This is a genomic window from Pseudoalteromonas sp. S1612 (assembly GCF_005887175.1).
In the GTDB taxonomy this organism is placed as follows: Bacteria; Pseudomonadota; Gammaproteobacteria; order Enterobacterales; family Alteromonadaceae; genus Pseudoalteromonas; species Pseudoalteromonas undina.
In genome coordinates this window covers 1-18,705 of record NZ_PNDH01000011.1, presented here as the reverse complement: position 1 = coordinate 18,705, position 18,705 = coordinate 1, and the positions used below count along the sequence as shown (strand labels likewise).

Here is an 18,705-nt window from a genome sequence, read left to right as displayed (position 1 = left end):
TTATGCCAGCTCCTGATTTTGTTCACTTACGAGTGCACTCAGACTTTTCGATGGTTGATGGTTTGGCAAAAACCAAACCAATAGTCGCTAAAGCACAAGAGCTTGAAATGCCAGCGCTGGCAATTACCGATCAAATGAACTTTTGTGGTTTAGTGCGTTTTTATGGCGCAGCGCATAACGCAGGTATCAAGCCACTTGTTGGTGCTGATTTTTGGGTACGTAGTCCTGAGTTTCCTGATGAGCCAAGTCGGATAACGTTATTAGCTAAAGATAACACGGGCTATAAAAATATTACTTTATTGATTTCTAAAGCTTACCAACGTGGTCATGTGTTTCATCGCCCAGTGATTGACCGTGAATGGTTAGTTGATTTAAAAGAGGGGCTCATCATACTCTCGGGTGCTAAAGATGGCGATTTAGGAAAAGCATTAATAAAAGGCAACCCCGCTATTGTTGAGTCGGTGGTAAGCTTTTATAAACAGCACTTCAGCGATCATTATTATATTGAGCTTATTCGCACCAACCGTGCTCAAGAAGAAAATTATTTGCACATGGCAGTGGAGCTTGCAACCACAGAGCAACTGCCAGTGGTGGCTACCAATGAAGTGGTATTTTTAAAGCCAGAAAACTTTGAAGCCCATGAAATTCGGGTGGCTATTTTTGATGGTTATACCCTAGATGATAAACGCCGACCAAAGCGTTTTTCACAAGAGCAATACCTAAAAACGCCAGAGCAAATGGCAGAGCTATTTAGTGATATTCCAGAGGCGTTACAAAATACCGTAGAAATCGCAAAACGCTGTAATGTAACCGTTCAATTAGGTGAGTATTTCCTACCAGATTACCCTACAGGCTCATTAAAAATTGATGAGTTTTTGGTTAAAGTCTCACAAGATGGACTTGAAGAACGACTGCAATTTTTATTTCCTGATGAGCAAGAACGCAAAGAAAAACGCGGCGAATACGATGAGCGTTTAAAGATAGAGCTCGATGTAATTAACCAAATGGGATTTCCTGGTTACTTCTTGATCGTAATGGAATTTATTCAGTGGAGTAAAGATAACAATATTCCAGTAGGTCCAGGGCGTGGTTCAGGTGCGGGCTCCTTAGTAGCTTATGCGCTTAAAATTACCGACCTTGATCCACTAGAGTTCGATTTACTCTTCGAGCGCTTCTTGAATCCAGAACGTGTTTCTATGCCCGACTTTGACGTCGATTTTTGTATGGATAGACGTGATGAAGTAATTGATCACGTATCGGCCTTGTATGGGCGTGATGCGGTATCGCAAATTATTACTTTTGGTACTATGGCGGCCAAAGCGGTTATACGAGATGTAGGCCGGGTACTTGGTCATCCGTATGGATTTGTTGATCGTATTTCTAAGCTTATTCCGGGCGATCCGGGAATGACCTTAGCCAAAGCGTTTGAAGTTGAACCTCGTTTGCAAGAAGCCTACGACGGCGATGAAGAAGTTAAAGACTTAATCGACATGTGTCGTATTCTTGAGGGTTGTACCCGTAATGCCGGTAAACACGCAGGGGGGGTTGTAATATCGCCGACCACGATTACCGATTTTGCTGCGCTCTATTGTGATGATGAAGGCAAGTTTCCGGTTACTCAGTTTGATAAAAACGATGTAGAAACCGCCGGTTTGGTTAAGTTTGACTTTTTAGGCTTACGTACGCTGACCATCTTGCAGTGGGCAGTGGATATGACCAACGAGCGCTTAAAGCGTGAAGGCAAGCAGCCGGTTGATATCAACACCATTCCACTGAATGATAAAAAAAGTATTGAACTACTGCTGCGCGCTGAAACCACCGCAGTATTCCAGCTAGAATCACGCGGCATGAAAGACCTAGTTCGCCGATTAAAGCCCGATTGCTTCGAAGATATGATAGCCCTTGTTGCTTTGTTCCGTCCAGGTCCACTGCAATCAGGCATGGTAGATAACTTCATCGACCGAAAGCTCGGCAGAGAAGAAATTTCATACCCCGATGCGCAATATCAACACGAAAGTTTAAAGCCTATTCTTGAGCCGACTTACGGCATTATTTTATATCAAGAACAAGTTATGCAAATAGCGCAGGTGCTGGCCGGTTATACACTAGGCGGCGCCGATATGTTACGTCGTGCCATGGGTAAGAAAAAGCCCGAAGAAATGGCAAAACAGCGCTCAACCTTTGAAGAGGGCGCGCGTAATAATGGCATTGATGGCGAGCTTGCGATAAAAATATTCGACTTGGTTGAAAAGTTCGCGGGTTATGGTTTTAACAAATCTCACTCAGCAGCTTATGCATTGGTATCGTATCAAACGCTGTGGATGAAAACCCACTACCCGGCTGAGTTTATGGCTGCGGTAATGTCGGCTGATATGGATAACACCGACAAAATAGTAACGCTGGTGGATGAATGTGAAAACATGAAACTCACTTTGTTACCGCCCGATGTAAACGCTGGTGAATACAAGTTTACTGTTAATCTTCAAGGTGAAGTTGTTTACGGTATAGGAGCAATTAAAGGCGTGGGTGAGGCTCCCGTTGATGCCATATTAGAAGCGCGAGCAAAAGGCGGCCCATTTAAGGACCTATTTGATTTTTGTGCGCGTGTTGATTTAAAACGCTTAAATAAACGTGTCACCGAAAAATTAATTTATGCAGGTGCATTGGATCAGCTAGGACCAGAAAAAAATCAACCAGGGCGAGCAACGCTGCTGGCAAGTTTAAAAGATGCAATGCGCGCAGCCGATCAACACAACAAAGCTGAGCTGTTAGGGCAAAGTGACTTGTTTGGTTTACTGGCCACAGAGCCTGACGAAGTAGAGCAAGCGTTTATTAAAGCCACACCACTTACAGATAATCAGTGGCTTGATGGCGAAAAAGATACCTTAGGCCTTTATTTAACTGGCCATCCTATAAACCAGTATCGACGAGAGCTTGGGCATTACACCTCAGGCCGACTCATTGATTTGCAGCCCACTAACCGTGATGTAGTCTCAACTGGGGCGGGCTTGGTGATTGCCGCGAGAACCTTAATTAATAAAAAAGGAAATCGCTGGGGCTTGATAACTTTAGATGACAAAAGCGCCCGAATTGATGTACGCTTGTTTCCAGAACAGTTTGAAATGTACCAAGATATGTTGCAAATCAATAATATTTTGGTGATATCCGGACAGGTCAGCTTTGATAACTTCTCTGGTGGTATTACAATGACCGCCAGAGAAATAAACACCATTGCTCAGGCGCGTGAAAAGCGTATAAAAGCGATTAAGATGACGCTGAATATGGTGCAGATCGAGGCTGGTTTCTTCGATAAATTACAAAAAGTACTCGAACCATACAAAATGGGAACGTGTCCGATCAAGGTATATTATCAACGCCCCGATGCGTTGGTGCAATTAACCCTAGGGATCGAATGGTGTGTTACGCCAAGTGACGACTTAATTCATAAGTTGTCGCTGATGGCAGCGCAAAATGTAGAACTAGAATTTAACTAATTAGGTAGTTTAGAGCATGAGCCTCAATTATCTTGATTTTGAGCTTCCAATCGCAGAATTAGAAGCAAAAATTGAAGAATTACAAAATGTAAGCCGCGCTGGCGAATTAGACCTTGGATTAGAAGAGGAAGTCAGCAAACTTAAAGAAAAGAGCGCACAAATGAAGGAGAAAATTTTCTCTGAACTTGGTGCTTGGCAAGTATCACAGCTAGCACGTCATCCGCTGCGTCCTTATACTCGAGATTATATCGAGCGTATTTTTACGGAATTTGACGAGTTTGCGGGTGATCGTACGTTTGCTAACGACCCTGCAATTTTAGGCGGCGTTGCTCGTTTAGATGGTGAACCTGTTATGGTGATCGGTCAGCAAAAAGGCCGTGGTACTGCTGAAAAAATTAAACGTAATTTTGGCATGCCAAAACCAGAAGGTTACCGTAAAGCATTGCGCTTAATGGAAATGGCTGAGCGTTTTAAAATGCCAATCATGACCTTTATCGACACCCCAGGTGCATACCCAGGTGTTGGCGCAGAAGAGCGTGGTCAGTCTGAAGCAATTGCACGTAACCTAAAAGTAATGGCCGCACTAAAAGTACCTACAATTTGTACTGTTATTGGTGAAGGTGGTTCAGGTGGTGCATTAGCGATTGGTGTTGGCGACAGAGTAAACATGCTGCAATACAGCACTTACTCAGTTATTTCACCAGAAGGCTGTGCCTCTATCTTATGGAAAAGTGCTGATAAAGCGCCACTTGCAGCAGAAGCAATGGGTGTAACAGCCGAGCGCGTTAAAGAGCTAGATTTAATCAACAACCTAGTTGATGAGCCGCTAGGTGGTGCACACCGTAATTATGATGCCATGGCACGTAATTTAAAAGTTCGCCTTAAGCGCGATTTAGCAGACTTACAAGCGTTATCGCTTGAAGAGATGCTTGATCAACGTTACAAGCGTTTAATGTCGTTTGGTTATTGCTAAACATAGCTAAATGTAGCTAAATATAGAAAAAAGCCGCCTATGCGGCTTTTTTTGTTTTAATATACCGTAACGTAGAGCCTTTTTTATTCGGGTTATTAGCAATTCACTCATTGGTTATAATAATGCACACATCACAAATTTATCTGCAGGTACAAAAAGCCCTTAATCATTATATAGAAAACGGGCAATTCACATTTACTGTGGCCTTATCTGGTGGCGTAGATTCGGTGGTGTTGTTGCAGATAATGCATGGGTTAAAAGAGCAGTGGCCACAATTAAATTTAAGTGCAATTTATGTAAATCATGGCTTAAGTGATAACGCCCATCACTGGCAGCAATTTTGCCAAGCACGTTGTGAGCAACTTTCAATTTATTTTAAAGCGGCACACGTCATAATTAAGCAGCAATCGCGCACCAGTATTGAAGCGCAGGCTCGCGAAGCTCGTTATCAAGCGCTTGACGAATACAGCCCAAGTGATAGTGTCATTTTGTTAGGCCAGCATTTAAACGACCAAGTAGAGACATTTTTACTTCGTTTAAAGCGCGGCTCAGGCTTAAAAGGGCTCGGCGCTATGCAGCAAACTCGCATACTTAAAAGTGGCCGTGAGTGCTATAGGCCATTATTGGCGGTAAAACGCAGCGAGATAGAAGCGTTTGCCCAGCAATTTAATATTAGCCATATTACCGATGAATCCAACGCCAATGAGCACTTTGATCGTAATTTTTTGCGCCAACAAATAGTGCCTAAGTTGGCAGAGCGTTTTACTGGTTTTGAGCAGTGTACAGCACGAAGTATTGAATTATTACAGCAGCAGCAAGCACTACTGGATGAGTATACCCAGCAAGATCTCGCTCAGTGCATTAATCAACATCAGGCGCTTAATATACAAAATATGGCTCATTACAGCGCTATTCGCATTGCTAATGTATTACGCGAGTGGCTGGCATTATTTAGCCACACTATGCCCTCACAAAAGCAATTAAAACAAATAATGAGCCAAGCCATTCATGCACAAGCTGATGCACAAATAAAAATTGAGCTAAGTGATGGGCAAATACGTCGCCATCAAGGTTTACTTTATTTTGTGCAACCAAAGCCATTAGCCGTTAATATTGAACGGGTAACAAGTCGCGAACTAGTGCTGAATGACGGACAAATACTACAATGCCTGCAGGGAGTGGGTATGCGCGCCCCTAAAACGGATGAACAAGTTAGTGTGCGCTTTAACTGCAATAGTGCGCGTATTAAACCACTCAAAAAACCAGGTAGTAATACGCTTAAACATTGGTTTAAAGATGCAAAAGTAGCGCCTTGGCTACGTGCTGATATTCCATTAATTTTTTACAACGATGAGCTAGTGCAAGTGGTTGGTTATTTTGTTAGTGATAACCATAAAGATGAACATGGTGTAATTTGGGAGTATAAATCATGAGTCAGCAACCTCATGTTGGACTGTCGCTTATTAATAAGGCGCCCACTGGCATATTAATTACGCTATTGATCGCGGTTTTAGCGAATGTATTTTTAACCCTAAATATAATTACCCTAGGCTACGCTGTGTTGGGAGGGATGGTATGTGCCGCCATTTTACTTGCCTATTGGTTAGGTAAAGGCGGGGTATTTTTCATTCTAGGGGTGAGTATGCCTTTACTGTTGGTGTTTTTTACACCGCTTGCGACAATTGCCGGACTACTTAATTTACTCAGTGGCTTCTTTTTTGGCTTTTGCGTCATGTTGCTAATTTACAAATACTTTATATTAAAAAAGTAGCGTAAAAAAGCCCAGCGGGGGAGGCTGGGCTTTTCTAATATTTTATTCTTTTATTGCTTAGTAAGCTTTTGCGCAATTTCGCCCAGATGCCTTTGCTTTATACAAGCCCTTGTCCGCACGAGAAAATATCTCATTTTGGCAATCATCACTGTTAGTTAGGGTAAAACCAATACTGGTTGTTACATTGTACTTAGACATAATCGGTGAGTTTCTTACTAAACGCATAATACGTTCAGCAATCACTTTATTAGTGGTGAAAGCGGGATCCTCAATTAGTATTGAAAACTCATCGCCGCCAAAACGAAATACCGAATCTGTGCCTCGAATACTGCTAGATAAAACTGAAGCAAATTCTATTAAAACGTCATCGCCAATTTTATGACCATAGTTATCATTCACTTGTTTAAAGTTATCTAAATCAAGCAGCATCAAACTAAACGGATGGCCGTTACGTCTATGATTTTCAAGCTTTTGTTGTAACATGTCATTAAATTGACTTCGGTTGTTTAACCCCGTCAACGAGTCTTTTGTTGCTAGCTTTAATACACGGTTGTACATTATTGCATTACGTAGTGGATAAATTAATACACTGTGAAAATGCTGCAGCTTTTTTTCAATAGCCGCACTAAGCGGATATTTTGTGTAATAAGTGAGTGTGCCTAAATGCTCACTTTCAACTTTTAGATCAAATGAGTAGGCTGGGTTTTCAACATCACTATTGGGTGTTTTAACATCTATACATGATGTTTGAAAGTGTACCCCAGAAAAATTAAGCAGCTGTTTTGCAAAATTTGCAAATGTGCCTAAAATATCTTCCAGCACTAAGCTGGTTTGTAGTTTGGCCGCCAGCTCATGCAGTGCTGTTGGTGTATTGCTATTGTATTGCTCTGCTGAGAACGGCAAAAATTCACCGCGACCAGAGATACGTTGTGTCAAAATATGAACGTTTTCCACTATTTCTTCCCCCTATAGTATTACTTTTTATAAATAAGCAGATTGCGTGCCATATTTTTATTCTGGCTGAAAGTTATGCGATTGCTATAGTTAAGTCACATCCCATAGATTATTTTAAGGTTTGCGTTGCAAAGTATTAATGCTCAGATTTTTGGACTTTTAGTCGCTGCGGTTTTATTTGTATGGCTATTTAAGCGCATAGGGCTTCCCCCTGTGTTGGCTTATTTGGCTGTGGGTTTATTAGCGGGTGGTCATGGTGTTGGCTGGATGACGCAAAGCCATGAGATGGACTTTATTGCAGAGCTAGGTATTGTATTTTTGCTGTTTAGCTTAGGTTTGGAGTTTTCTGTATCGCGCCTAATGGCGATGCGTAATATTGTATTTGGTTTAGGGTCGCTACAAGTATTTGTTAGTAGTATTTTGCTGATTGTGATTCTGCATTTATTAAATTTTAATTTATTAACCAGTTTTACCATTGGCATTATTATTACGCTCTCCTCTACTGCGGTGGTTGCCAAATTATTAAAAGAGAGCGGCGATTTAAATAAACGCCGTGGGCAATTGGCAATCGGCGTTTTATTATTTCAAGACATTGCTGTTGTACCATTACTGATTATTTTACCGTTATTTGCCAGCAGTGACTCAAATGGTATTGGCTGGGCTCTGTTATTTGCACTAACTAAAGGTGCGTTTGTCTGCGTGTTGCTATGGGCAATTGGCAAATGGGTTTTACCTAGAGTATTTAATGAAGTGGCATTAGCAAAAAGTGATGAACTATTTGTTTTAACTACTTTATTAGTTGCTTTGTTTGCGGGTTTACTTACTTATTCATTTGGCTTATCAATGGCATTAGGGGCATTTTTAGCGGGTATGATGCTTGGTGAAAGCCATTACCGCCATCAGCTAGAAGCGGATATTCGCCCGTTCCGTGATATTTTAATGGGGTTATTTTTTGTCACCGTAGGTATGCAGCTAGATATCAGCTTTGTTGTTAATCATGCGGGTATTATTGTTGCTGCCTTACTGGGCATTCTAGTCTTAAAAATCGCCGTAGTAACCGTATCGTCTTTATTTATGGGAGAGCGAAAACAGGACGCATTAGCTTGCGCTATTATGTTATGGCAAATGGGTGAGTTTGGTTTTGTGTTAATAGCACTCGCAGCACAGCATGACTTACTGAGTGCGGAGCAAGTATCATTTTTAATTGCCATGGGTGTAATTTCTATGGCTCTCACCCCGTATTTAATCGATAAAACCCCCTTTATTTTAAAGCGACTGGGTATGTTAGAACGCGCTAAGTTTGCCTATGAAGATGAGCCACAAAGCAGTACGCTTTATAATAATCATGTAGTTATATGTGGATTTTCTCGGGTAGGGCAAACTATTGCTCGCTTTTTATCGCCAGAGGCTATTGATTATGTGGCCATTGAAAGCGATCCCATACTAGTGCAAGAAGGAAAAGCGGCGGGTGAACCTTTATTGTTTGGTCACGTTGAGCAAAAAGATATTTTAAAGTGCGCAGGGGTAGAGCGAGCACGCTTAGTGATTATTACTTTTACGGAATTTCAACAAACTCAAATAGTGATTGATGCCATAAAACAGGTTGCTCCTAAGGTAAAAATACTCATAAGAACCCGTGACGACAGCCAATTAGAGCGTTTAAAAGATTTAGGCGTCACTGAAGTTGTGCCTGAAGCGCTCGAGGCAAGTTTAATGCTGGTCTCACATGTGTTGTCTATGTCGGGTGTACCAATGAGCCGAATAATTCGCCGTGTTAGTAGCGAAAGACGTAACCGCTATAAGCTATTACAAAGTTTTTTTGCAGGCGAAAACATCGAAAGCGATACCAATTTGCCCGAACGGTTAGAGTACTTACATGTCATTGCCTTGCCGGATAAAGCATTTGCGGTAAACAAGGCTATTAGTGAGCTTAATTTAGCTAAAAGAAAGGTGTTAATTAAGGCGCTTCGGCGTGAAGGTGAAGAGATAGAGATGCCACAAGAGCATACCGTACTATACGCAAATGATATTATAGTGTTGCAAGGCAAACCGAGGCGAGTAGAGCATGTTGAGCATTACTTGCTCGATGGCATTGAGTAAGAGTAGCCTCTTAGTCTAGCTCTAAAAACTTTCTCATCTCGGGCAGTTGCTTCATGCCATCTTCGTATCCAATTTGAATTAAGTGCTGGGTATAGCGTTTTTCAAATAATAAGTAACTGGTTAAACTCGACTGAGAGCGTTTTTTAACCCCGATCATACGCAGTAACACTTTAATTGCCCAAGGCATATCATCATAGTATTGCGCTGCAATTGCATTAAAGTTTTGCGAGGGGTTAATAATAAAGCTGTCTATTTGTTTTAACTCTTGATGCTTTTGTCTATCGGGTAATAACCCCAGCGTACGATTTACTCGATCTAATCGTTCTAAATCAGATTGCATAGTGTCGGTAAATACACTGTCGAGTAAGTGGCCTGCTACAGCAGAAAGCCCGGGGAAATGCGCAGAGTAACCTGGAGGGTGAGGTTCCTTGGGTTGTTCAACACCAATAATAAATATTTTATTTGCCCCTAAGTGAATAGACGGGCTTAAAGGTGAAAGTTGATGTATAGAACCATCACCAAAGTAGTGGTTATAAATATTTACACTAGGAAAAACCATAGGAATAGCACTTGAGGCCATTAAATGCTCAACATTAATTCGCGTAGCGCGACCTTCGCGTTTTGCTCGCTGCCAAGAATGCTGCGTATTTGACTGAAAAAAAGCAACAGAATCACCGGTCGTATAACTAGATGCTGTAATCGACAGCGCCTCTAAGTAGTCACGATGTAAGTTACGTTCAATTCGATGTAAATCAAGAATATCGTTTAATAGCTTTCTAAGTGGCCGATTATTTAATAAGCTCGCCGGTGGATGGTTTATATGCTCAGACTGAAAACTAGTTAAAATATTACGAGTAATATGACCAAACACACTCAAAAAGTCACTTTTATATACCATAGAGGTGGAAAAGTTTTTCCATACTGTCTCTAGCTTTCTAACGGCTAAATGCATACATGAAGCGTAACACGCTAACGCCGCAGAATTAATTGCGCCAGCAGATGTACCATTTATCACTCTAAAGGGCAGCGGGGCAGTTCTGGGCATACTTTGCGCTAATGCTTTTAACACGCCCACTTGGTAAGCTGCTCGGGCACCACCACCGGTGAGTAATAAAGCCACTTTTGGTTTACTAGGATCGACTTGCTTAATTTTCATGTTACGTATTTAAACTGTTCACTGTCTTTACTTTATTTATTCACTGTAAGTCTTTAAGCTAGAAGAATCAAAGGATACATAACTTACATTAATAAATATTGGTGTAAATTATGAATTAAATCTGTTTAGAGTACTCTAAACAGTATCGCATTTTTATATTTATGGAGTTCGTATGTCAGATAAACCATCAGGATCAGACGTTCAAAAACGTCCGCCGAATAACAACCTTATCTTTGCAGGGGTTATTTTATTAATTATCATTATTGCCGCTGCGTTTGTTTTATTAAAACCAAGTGAAGCTCCAAAAACAGTTATGCAGGTTGAAGAACCAGTAAAAGAGCAACCTATTATGGAGTTAAAGCCTGAAAACGATCCTGTGGTAGGTGCGCCCTCTGTTAAGCCTGAAAAACCTGCGGAATTAGATGTTCCAGCTCAGCGTCCAGAAGTTGAGCCCGAAGCTGAAGTTGTATCTTTACCAACGTTAAACGACAGCGACCCTGTAGTCATTGCAAAATTAGATGAATATTTGGGTGATGTAGCGATGAGCTTAGTGTTAAATGATGATGTTATTCGCCGTGGCGTAGTGTTTGTCGATAATTTAGCAAAAGGCAAAGTGGCTACCAAGCATACCCCAGTTGCAAAATTAGAAGAGGGTTTTAGCGTAAACGAAGGCGATATTTTAACAATTGATCCTAATAGCTATGAACGCTATACCCCATATGTAAAAGTACTCACAAGTATGAGTGCAGCTCAAGCTGTGCGTTTATATGATGAGTATAAACCACTGATCAACAGCGCATATACTGAAATTGGTTATGGTGATGATGAGTTTACTCAAACACTTGAAGATGCCATTGACCTGTTACTTGATACTCCTGAGCCAAAAGGTAGCTTACCATTATTGCGTGATTCAGTGACCTATCAGTATGCATTTTCTGAATGGGAGCAATTACCCGCTGCGCAAAAGCAACTTTTACGCATGGGCCCAGAGAACATGAAAAAAGTAAAAGCGGCACTACGTAACATAAAAACTGAGTTAGAGAGCAATTAATAATCGCTTTAACACCTAAATAGACTGCGATTGTATATGAAGTATGCAATCGCACTTTCTTTTTTGATTATCCCTTGAATAACAGAGCAAAAGTAGAGATAATCTCAATCGCGCCAACCAAGGCCCTCAATGGTAGTCTTATTGGTCCTCTCGCAACACTAGCAGGCGAACCTGGTCAGGCCCGGAAGGGAGCAGCCACAGTTTGTGACGTGTGTGCCGAGATGTGGCTGGTAAGACTGCCACCCAAATTCCTCATTTGGGTGTATTAAAATTCCATTTATCTATTTTCTAATATTTATTTTGTTATTCGTACGCTAATTCTAGCTTTTACGCACTTAGCTAATTTTTTGTCTTTATAGACAATAGCTAATGGGTAAGTAATAATTAAAACTCGCGATTATACTATACACCACAGGTGTTCAATAAAGCTATAAAGGGTCAATATGGCATCTCAGAGGAATAAATGGGCGCTGGCAATATTACTCGGGCTTATTGGAGGTTGCGCTAACCTTCTACCTCTGTATTTTTTTGATAGCTCTGAATTTTTATTTGGTCAGACGTTTGTAATACTTAGCCTAGTGTTTGCAGGGCTTCGTTACTCTCTTCTTAGTTTAGCGATTGTAACTGGTTTTTTATTTTTTCGCTGGGGGCATAGCTGGACCAGTGTTGTTTATGCACTTGAGCTATTTTGGCTTTATGCCTTTTGTTTAAAGCGTTCTAAGCCAATACTTCCTTTAGGCGCCGTATTTTGGTTTTTAGTGGGCTTACCACTGGTGTGGGTTTTGGGTCACTTTGTTATAGGGTTGCCTTGGCTCACACTTGTTGTGGCTGCCTCAAAATACTTAATCAATGCTATGATAGCGTTGGCTTTGGTCGACTTGGTGAGTATATTTGTCCCCCATGCAAGCCGAGCTTATCAAGGGCAGCCTCTGGCCCGAATATTAAGCTATGTTGTAAGTATAATTATTGCTTTAGTGGTTTTGATCACCAGTGTCTTTTTGGTTAATCAGCATTATTCGCGCTTAGAATACGAAGTAAACACTCAACTTAAAGAAAAATCTCGTTCGATCAGTGCCCAGCTGAGTGATTATTTATTGTTTCATAAAAGTGCCATGGTAATAACCAGTGATGCAATAAGTGCTGGGGTATCAATACAACAGCAGTTAGAGCGGCTAATGGAATTATATCCTGGCTTTGTAACTAGTCTATATGCCAGCTCTGAAGGTTATGTCGAGAAAAGTATACCGAGTGAATTGCTCAGTGGTTTGAGTCAGAGTCAGCGTTATATTAATGATCGTCCTTATTTTGCTCAAGCTCAGCAGTTCCCGTTGGGCTACATCAGTGGTGTTTTTCAAGGCAGAGGATTAGGCGATCAACCCATTGTAGCGCTTTCCGCCCCGATTTATAAAAATGATGAGTTTTATGGGGTCGTTGAGGGATCACTTAAGCTAGATCAATTAGAGCGGTTTATACCAAATTTATTTGAATATAATGGGGATTTACTTGTTCTAGATGCAGATAAAAAAGTGGTATTTAGTTCGTTAAGCCAGTTTGCTGCGCTCAGTGATTTTAAGCAGCAGGAACTTAGTCTTCAAAGCCTCAGTGGCAATCAACTTTTTCGCTCAAATGATAACGAGATGTACCATACAAATCAGTATGTTGACGACAACACAGGTTGGCAGGTTATATCGTTATATAATCGCAAACATTTAACTATGGTGGTAGTGGCTGCATGGTTGCCTACTATGTTATTAGGATTATGCTCTATTGCACTAGTGGTTTTATTTATTCATAAATTTACCCATTTGTTGGTTAAACCCATCATAGAGCTCACTCATTTAATTAATAGCTTTAGTAAAACTAAAAAACACGTATTTAATACAGATTCTAGTTGGTATGAAGTGCTGCAACTACAGCAACAATTTGAAATGTTGGGCAATGCACTACAACACTCAATTAAAAGTTTGCAAGCTTCTAATGTAAAAAATGAAGATCTCAATAAACAGCTTAGTCATTTTAATCAGCAATTAGAAGAGAAAGTCGCAGAGCAAACAACTGAATTAACACAAGCAGTTAAACTCGCCAATGAAGCAAATATTGCTAAATCACAATTTTTAGCAAACATGAGTCACGAACTTCGAACACCTATGAATGGCATATTAGGTATGGGAGAGGTTTTGCTTCGAGATCAGTCTTTAAGTACCGAACAAAAGGAGTTGTTAATCACACAGCAAAAAAGTGCAAAAAACTTGCTTAATATTCTTAACGATATTTTAGATTTTTCTAAAATTGAAGCAAATGCCATGGAGCTAAATATTAAGCCTACGCAGCTAACTCCATTTATCGAAAATATACGTTCTTTATTTTCCTCGATTGTTGCTGCCAAAGAGGTAGAGTTTACGGTTATTCAATCTAAGAATTTGCCACTGTGCATTAGTGTTGATGAATTACGCTTAAATCAGGTGATCATTAATTTACTCTCTAATGCGTATAAATTTACGCAGCAAGGCTTTGTGAATTTGTCGTTTGATTATCACGATAATATGCTTCAAGTTAGCGTTGAAGATAGTGGCATTGGTATTGCGAAGGCACAGCAATCACTGTTATTTAGCGAATTTACTCAAGCTGATGTGGGCGTTGCTCGTAAATATGGGGGAACAGGGCTCGGGTTAGCTATTTCTCAAAAGCTGATAAAAATGATGGGCGGTGAAATTCAGTTACATAGCGAAGAAGGTAAAGGTAGTACGTTTGCGTTTAGTATTAGCGCACCAGAGTCAGCAGACGCTCCCTCAACCTTACCTAAAAAAGCAGCTTTGCAACCAAATCTACTGGGTAAGCACATACTGTTGGTAGAAGATAATGCGATAAATCGGCAGGTTATTTCAAAAATGTTGGAGCCGACTAAAGCTGTGGTTGTTATGGCCGAGGATGGTATTAAGGCTCTTGATGTATTAAAAGAGCAATCGTTTGATTTGATTTTAATGGATTGCCAAATGCCTAACATGGATGGTTATGAATGCACACGTACGATTAGAGTTATGGAACTTAAAACAGGTTGGCGAGTGCCTATAGTAGCGATTACGGCTAATGCCTATGAAGAAGATAAACAGCGATGCTTAATAGCCGGTATGGATGACTTTATTGCCAAACCAATTATTAGTGATGATTTATACACTGTGATTGGTAATATACTCAGTTGATAATGGTTTAACAGGCAAAAGCTTACAACGTGCCTGAGAGTATCCGCTTGCCAAATGGTTAAATGTATCTAATTAGTTTTATGAGCAGAAAAATAAGATAATAGAATGGGGGATTAGCCTGAGTAAACTAATGGAAAGTCGATGCTACTCAGGCTAAATAATTACATTGACTCTAATTTCATACCGCGTGTTTCTTTGATGTATTTGACCACAAAAAATACACTCATAAATGCCGATAAGGCATAAAAGCCATAAGCGCCAGCTAAACCAATACTGCCGAGCATAATCGGGAAGGTCATAGTAATAGCAAAGTTAGCTATCCATTGCGCGCTAGCTGCAACAGCAAGGGCCGCACCGCGAATACGGTTATTAAACATTTCGCCAAGTAGCACCCACACTATAGGGCCCCAACTTAAGCCAAAAAATACCACAAACAAATTAGCCATTATTAATGCAAAGGTACCCATATTTTCGCTAAGTGCTAACTTGCCTGCTTCATCAAGTCCAGCGCTACCAAAGGTGTAAGTAAGTGCACTTAAACTAATAAACATACCTAAGCTACCTACCAATAATAGTGGCTTGCGGCCTACTTTATCGACTAAGGCAATAGCAATAAAGGTAGATAAAATATTGGTGGTGCCGGCAAGCACATTAATAAACAGTGATTGTGATTCATCAAAACCGGCGGCTTGCCATAGCTCTGAACCGTAATAAAATACCACGTTAATACCAACAAATTGTTGGAAAACAGATAAAGCTATACCCACCCAAACAATAGGGTGTACTTTTTTACTGCCATCAATAAATAAGTCGCGAATACTTGGCTTTTTATCACTTTGCAGAGACTGCTTCACGTCACTGATTTGTGTATCTGCATTATCATTTGATATTTTGTTAAATACAGTTTTAGCGTGTTTAAGTTTACCTTGTGCAACTAGGTAACGCGGTGATTCAGGAATAAACAGTACACCAATTAAAAATAAGCCTGCAGGAACAAGTTCAGCCCAAAACATCCAGCGCCACGCGGCTAAATCTAACATTAAAATACCCTCGGCACCGCCAGCAGCGTTAGCAATTAGGTAGTTACTTAAAAAAGCTGCAAATAAACCAAGAACTATAGCGAGTTGTTGCAGTGTAGCTAAGCGACCACGTAGACTCGCAGGAGCAACTTCTGCTATATAAGCAGGCGCTAAAACCGAGGCAGCACCTATACCTAACCCACCAAACAAGCGGTAAAAAATAAACTCAGCAGAACTATCTGCAATGCCAGAGCCAAAAGCGCTGACTGCAAATATAATGGCAGTGACAATCATAATAGCGCGACGGCCAAACTTGTCAGCTAATGGGCCAGCGGCGAATGCCCCTAATGCACAGCCTAATAATACAGATGCAACATTAAAACCAGTTGCAACACTGCTTGAATTAAATGTATTACCCAATGCCGATACGGTGCCATTTATAACGCCTGAATCAAAACCAAATAAAAAGCCACCAATAGCGGCAACGGCCGATATAAAAATAACATAAAAAAGCGAGCACTTAGTCTGTGCGCTATGCTCACCTTTATTTGCATGCTGTGTCGTCATGTTGTTCAATCCTAATTTTTATTATGTGTAATGTAGTTAAAGTGCCACTAATAATTTGCGGGCAACCTTAGCACAGAGTAATCACGCTAAAAAAGATATTTCAATAGTAATACGTATGCATAAAAAATTTTTATTGGGTTGATAAAAATAATGAGATGCTAGATACTGTTTTTATATACAGTATGGGCGGTTTTATGAAAAAAGAGTTACCAGCGAAATATTATTTGGCACATTTTAGAGAGCTATTAACTTTTGTGAGCGAGAAATGCATGCATTTACTCGAGCAAAAGCATCTTTTATTTATCAGTAAAATAAACGCGCTCGACGAGCAGAGCCAGTGTATGTTGGCGCGCATTTATTCTCGTAAGCCTTATTTAGTTCAAACCCAATCGTTAAACTACGAAGAAATTAGTTCGCCATATCAAGCACTTTTTAAATTAAAAGCGGCAAAGTTAATTGTAGAACCCTCTGATAAAGATCATAAGCAACTACTAAGTCACCTAACAAAACCGGCCTTAATAGAGCTGCTAGAAAAGCAAGAACAAACGCCATTATTTAAAAAAAGCGCTGCTAAAAGTAACTTAGTTGAAATAGCTATTTCATTCTTTGAATCTAAGCCAGAGTGTCTTGCACACTTATATAATCAGTACGTGATAAATAATAGAGAAGAGTATTACGAGTATTTTGAATTTTTATATATTGGCAGGCTCAGTGCAGGCGATATTAATCATCAAAATCGATTTGTACTGCGAGATTTAGGCGTAACACCTGTTAGGCAAGAGCATAATGAAAGCTTATCGCGCTTTGATTCAATAAAAGAAGCGCAGTCTAACTATGCATTAAACCGTTTGCGACTAACGCTTAAAAATACAAAAGATGACAATGAAAGAGAGGAACTAGCAAAGCAGTTAATAAATGAAGTAGCAGTAGGGGTTATTGCACAAGAGTTAAAAAACAAGTTACTGGTTATACTTTATAAGCAACTAAAAACAACTAACCCAACACTTGCGTTTGATTTACTTAATGCCTGCGAAGACGATGCACAAGCCTTCGAGATTCAAATAAGGGAGCAATATCGACAGGGCAATAAGCAATGGGTAAAAGCGCAGCTTGAGAAGATTATAGAAAACCCGCTCACCGATGAGTTACTGTATTTCGCAGATGACTTTTTAATGCGTAAATTTAACAAGCAAACCCGTTCGCGGCTCAGTGAAATGTTAGCCAGTACACGTTGTATTATAGAAGTTGATGAGCTTTACCGTGGCGATGTTGAGTTAGGTGTAAGTGAGCACTACACTCGTCAAGGTAAGCAGGTTTTTTATACTGAGAATACCTTGTGGCAAAGCTTATTTACACTGGTTTTTTGGCAAGAGCTGTTTATTGAAACTCCGACGCCTCCTTGTAATGAATTTGATATTTTCCCGCAAGCGTTAAAAACAGACTCCTTTTACTTAAATCAATCCTCACAAATAGAAGCGCGGCTGGCTGCGTGTAATAGTACCCCCAAATTGCTGCGTTTAGTGTGTAACCATGCCGCGAAGTATTATGAGCAACCAAATGGCTTATTTAGGTGGCACAAAGATGTATTAAAGCCATTAGAGATGCTTATATTAAATAGCCCAATAACGGCTTTACTTCAGCATTTAAAAAACATGGCAAAGAACTACCGACAATTAAAAGATGGTTATCCCGATTTAATGATTGTTGATAACAGCGCTGTTCATTTTGAAGAGGTTAAAGCGCCTGGCGATAAGCTTAAAAGAAACCAGTTAGTGAGTATCGATAATTTAAAAAGCTGTGGCTTTATCGTAAATATTGCAGCGGTAAACTGGTATGTAGATCCTAAGCGGATTTATAGTGTTGTTGATATTGAAACAACAGGGGGATTAAAGGGTGGTAATCGAATTACCGAAATTGGTGTTGTTAAAATACAGCAAGGCAACATCATTGATACATGGACTACGCTGATAAACCCAGAGCGGCCTATCCCTCGTTTTATTACTAAACTAACCGGTATTAACGACGCCATGGTAAGTGATGCGCCTATATTTAGCGACATTGCTTCGACTTTATTAGATAAGCTTTCGGGTAGTATTTTTGTCGCTCACAATGTTAATTTTGATTATGGCTTTATTAAAAAAGAGCTTGAGGGGCTGGGAATCAACTTTAAAATGCCAAAACTATGTACCGTTGTTGAATCACGTAAAGCATTTAAGGGATTAAAGTCGTATTCGCTGGGAAATTTATCTGCACACTTTAATTTAGACTTAACTAACCATCACCGTGCATTAGACGATGCCAAAGCGGCGGCGCAGTTATTATTACTGGTTCAGCAAACGGACAGTCAGTGATAAATTTGAGCCAGTTAAATGTATTGTACTTAAAGTAGTAAAGTAGCTTGGGTATAAACAAAGGGTATA

General features: G+C 40.2%; 11 protein-coding genes and 1 other RNA gene. 9 read left to right on the top strand and 3 right to left on the bottom strand.

Annotated features, from left to right (window positions below; genetic code table 11):
* Positions 1–2 precede the first annotated feature (2 nt).
* The 4 genes from dnaE (at position 3) to CWB78_RS05210 (ending at position 6,238) form a co-directional block, all read left to right on the top strand.
* Positions 3–3,494 (top strand): DNA polymerase III subunit alpha, encoded by a 3,492-nt coding sequence (gene dnaE / locus CWB78_RS05225; RefSeq protein ID WP_010388150.1) that lies wholly within the window; start codon positions 3–5, stop codon positions 3,492–3,494.
* Positions 3,495–3,510: 16 nt separating this feature from the next.
* Positions 3,511–4,467 (top strand): acetyl-CoA carboxylase carboxyl transferase subunit alpha, encoded by a 957-nt coding sequence (gene accA / locus CWB78_RS05220; protein WP_008110950.1) that lies wholly within the window; start codon positions 3,511–3,513, stop codon positions 4,465–4,467.
* A 122-nt stretch (positions 4,468–4,589) separates the two neighbouring features.
* Positions 4,590–5,900, top strand: a complete 1,311-nt coding sequence (gene tilS / locus CWB78_RS05215) for a tRNA lysidine(34) synthetase TilS (RefSeq protein WP_138594514.1) — start codon at positions 4,590–4,592, stop codon at positions 5,898–5,900.
* On the top strand, positions 5,897–6,238 hold the full coding sequence (locus CWB78_RS05210) for a hypothetical protein (protein ID WP_138594512.1): 342 nt from the start codon (positions 5,897–5,899) through the stop codon (positions 6,236–6,238). Before tilS ends, CWB78_RS05210 begins: the two co-directional genes overlap by 4 nt.
* Positions 6,239–6,295: 57 nt before the next feature.
* Here the strand turns inward: CWB78_RS05210 and CWB78_RS05205 are convergent, their stop codons facing one another.
* The gene (locus tag CWB78_RS05205) at positions 6,296–7,192 is read right to left on the bottom strand and encodes a GGDEF domain-containing protein (RefSeq protein WP_138594510.1); all 897 of its coding nucleotides are present in this window, start codon (positions 7,190–7,192) and stop codon (positions 6,296–6,298) included.
* A 126-nt stretch (positions 7,193–7,318) separates the two neighbouring features.
* Between CWB78_RS05205 and CWB78_RS05200 the strand changes: the two genes are divergently transcribed.
* Entirely contained in the window at positions 7,319–9,292 is a 1,974-nt protein-coding gene (locus CWB78_RS05200) for a monovalent cation:proton antiporter family protein (RefSeq protein ID WP_138594508.1), read from the top strand.
* 10 nt (positions 9,293–9,302) lie between these two features.
* Here CWB78_RS05200 and CWB78_RS05195 read toward each other — a convergent pair whose 3' ends face one another.
* Positions 9,303–10,448 carry a patatin-like phospholipase family protein gene (locus tag CWB78_RS05195; RefSeq protein ID WP_010388160.1) on the bottom strand — a complete coding sequence of 382 codons (1,146 nt, stop codon included), beginning with the start codon at positions 10,446–10,448 and terminating at the stop codon, positions 9,303–9,305.
* Positions 10,449–10,620: 172 nt separating this feature from the next.
* On the opposite strand from CWB78_RS05195, the gene CWB78_RS05190 reads away from it, so the two are divergent.
* From CWB78_RS05190 to CWB78_RS05180, 3 genes are all read left to right on the top strand, one after another.
* Positions 10,621–11,499, top strand: coding sequence for a DUF3014 domain-containing protein (locus tag CWB78_RS05190; RefSeq protein ID WP_138594506.1), 879 nt, complete (start codon positions 10,621–10,623; stop codon positions 11,497–11,499).
* A 139-nt stretch (positions 11,500–11,638) separates the two neighbouring features.
* An RNA gene (gene ffs / locus CWB78_RS05185) (signal recognition particle sRNA small type) lies at positions 11,639–11,735 on the top strand.
* Between the two features lie 207 nt (positions 11,736–11,942).
* Positions 11,943–14,699: a hybrid sensor histidine kinase/response regulator gene (locus CWB78_RS05180; RefSeq protein ID WP_138594504.1), complete on the top strand. Its 2,757-nt coding sequence runs from the start codon at positions 11,943–11,945 to the stop codon at positions 14,697–14,699.
* 161 nt (positions 14,700–14,860) lie between these two features.
* On the opposite strand, the gene CWB78_RS05175 is transcribed toward CWB78_RS05180, so the two are convergent.
* Complete coding sequence (locus tag CWB78_RS05175; RefSeq protein ID WP_138594502.1) at positions 14,861–16,285, bottom strand: sugar porter family MFS transporter; 1,425 nt, start codon at positions 16,283–16,285, stop codon at positions 14,861–14,863.
* Positions 16,286–16,479: 194 nt separating this feature from the next.
* Between CWB78_RS05175 and CWB78_RS05170 the strand changes: the two genes are divergently transcribed.
* On the top strand, positions 16,480–18,636 hold the full coding sequence (locus CWB78_RS05170) for an exonuclease domain-containing protein (RefSeq protein ID WP_138594500.1): 2,157 nt from the start codon (positions 16,480–16,482) through the stop codon (positions 18,634–18,636).
* Positions 18,637–18,705: the final 69 nt, after the last annotated feature.

Bases quoted from the DNA above. Each gene is read 5' to 3' on its own strand.
- dnaE (WP_010388150.1), top strand. From the start codon at position 3: ATGCCAGCTCCTGATTTTGTTCACTTACGAGTGCACTCAGACTTTTCG.
- accA (WP_008110950.1), top strand. From the start codon at position 3,511: ATGAGCCTCAATTATCTTGATTTTGAGCTTCCAATCGCAGAATTAGAA.
- tilS (WP_138594514.1), top strand. From the start codon at position 4,590: ATGCACACATCACAAATTTATCTGCAGGTACAAAAAGCCCTTAATCAT.
- CWB78_RS05210 (WP_138594512.1), top strand. From the start codon at position 5,897: ATGAGTCAGCAACCTCATGTTGGACTGTCGCTTATTAATAAGGCGCCC.
- CWB78_RS05195 (WP_010388160.1), bottom strand. From the start codon at position 10,448: ATGAAAATTAAGCAAGTCGATCCTAGTAAACCAAAAGTGGCTTTATTA.
- CWB78_RS05190 (WP_138594506.1), top strand. From the start codon at position 10,621: ATGTCAGATAAACCATCAGGATCAGACGTTCAAAAACGTCCGCCGAAT.
- CWB78_RS05180 (WP_138594504.1), top strand. From the start codon at position 11,943: ATGGCATCTCAGAGGAATAAATGGGCGCTGGCAATATTACTCGGGCTT.
- CWB78_RS05175 (WP_138594502.1), bottom strand. From the start codon at position 16,285: ATGACGACACAGCATGCAAATAAAGGTGAGCATAGCGCACAGACTAAG.
- CWB78_RS05170 (WP_138594500.1), top strand. From the start codon at position 16,480: ATGAAAAAAGAGTTACCAGCGAAATATTATTTGGCACATTTTAGAGAG.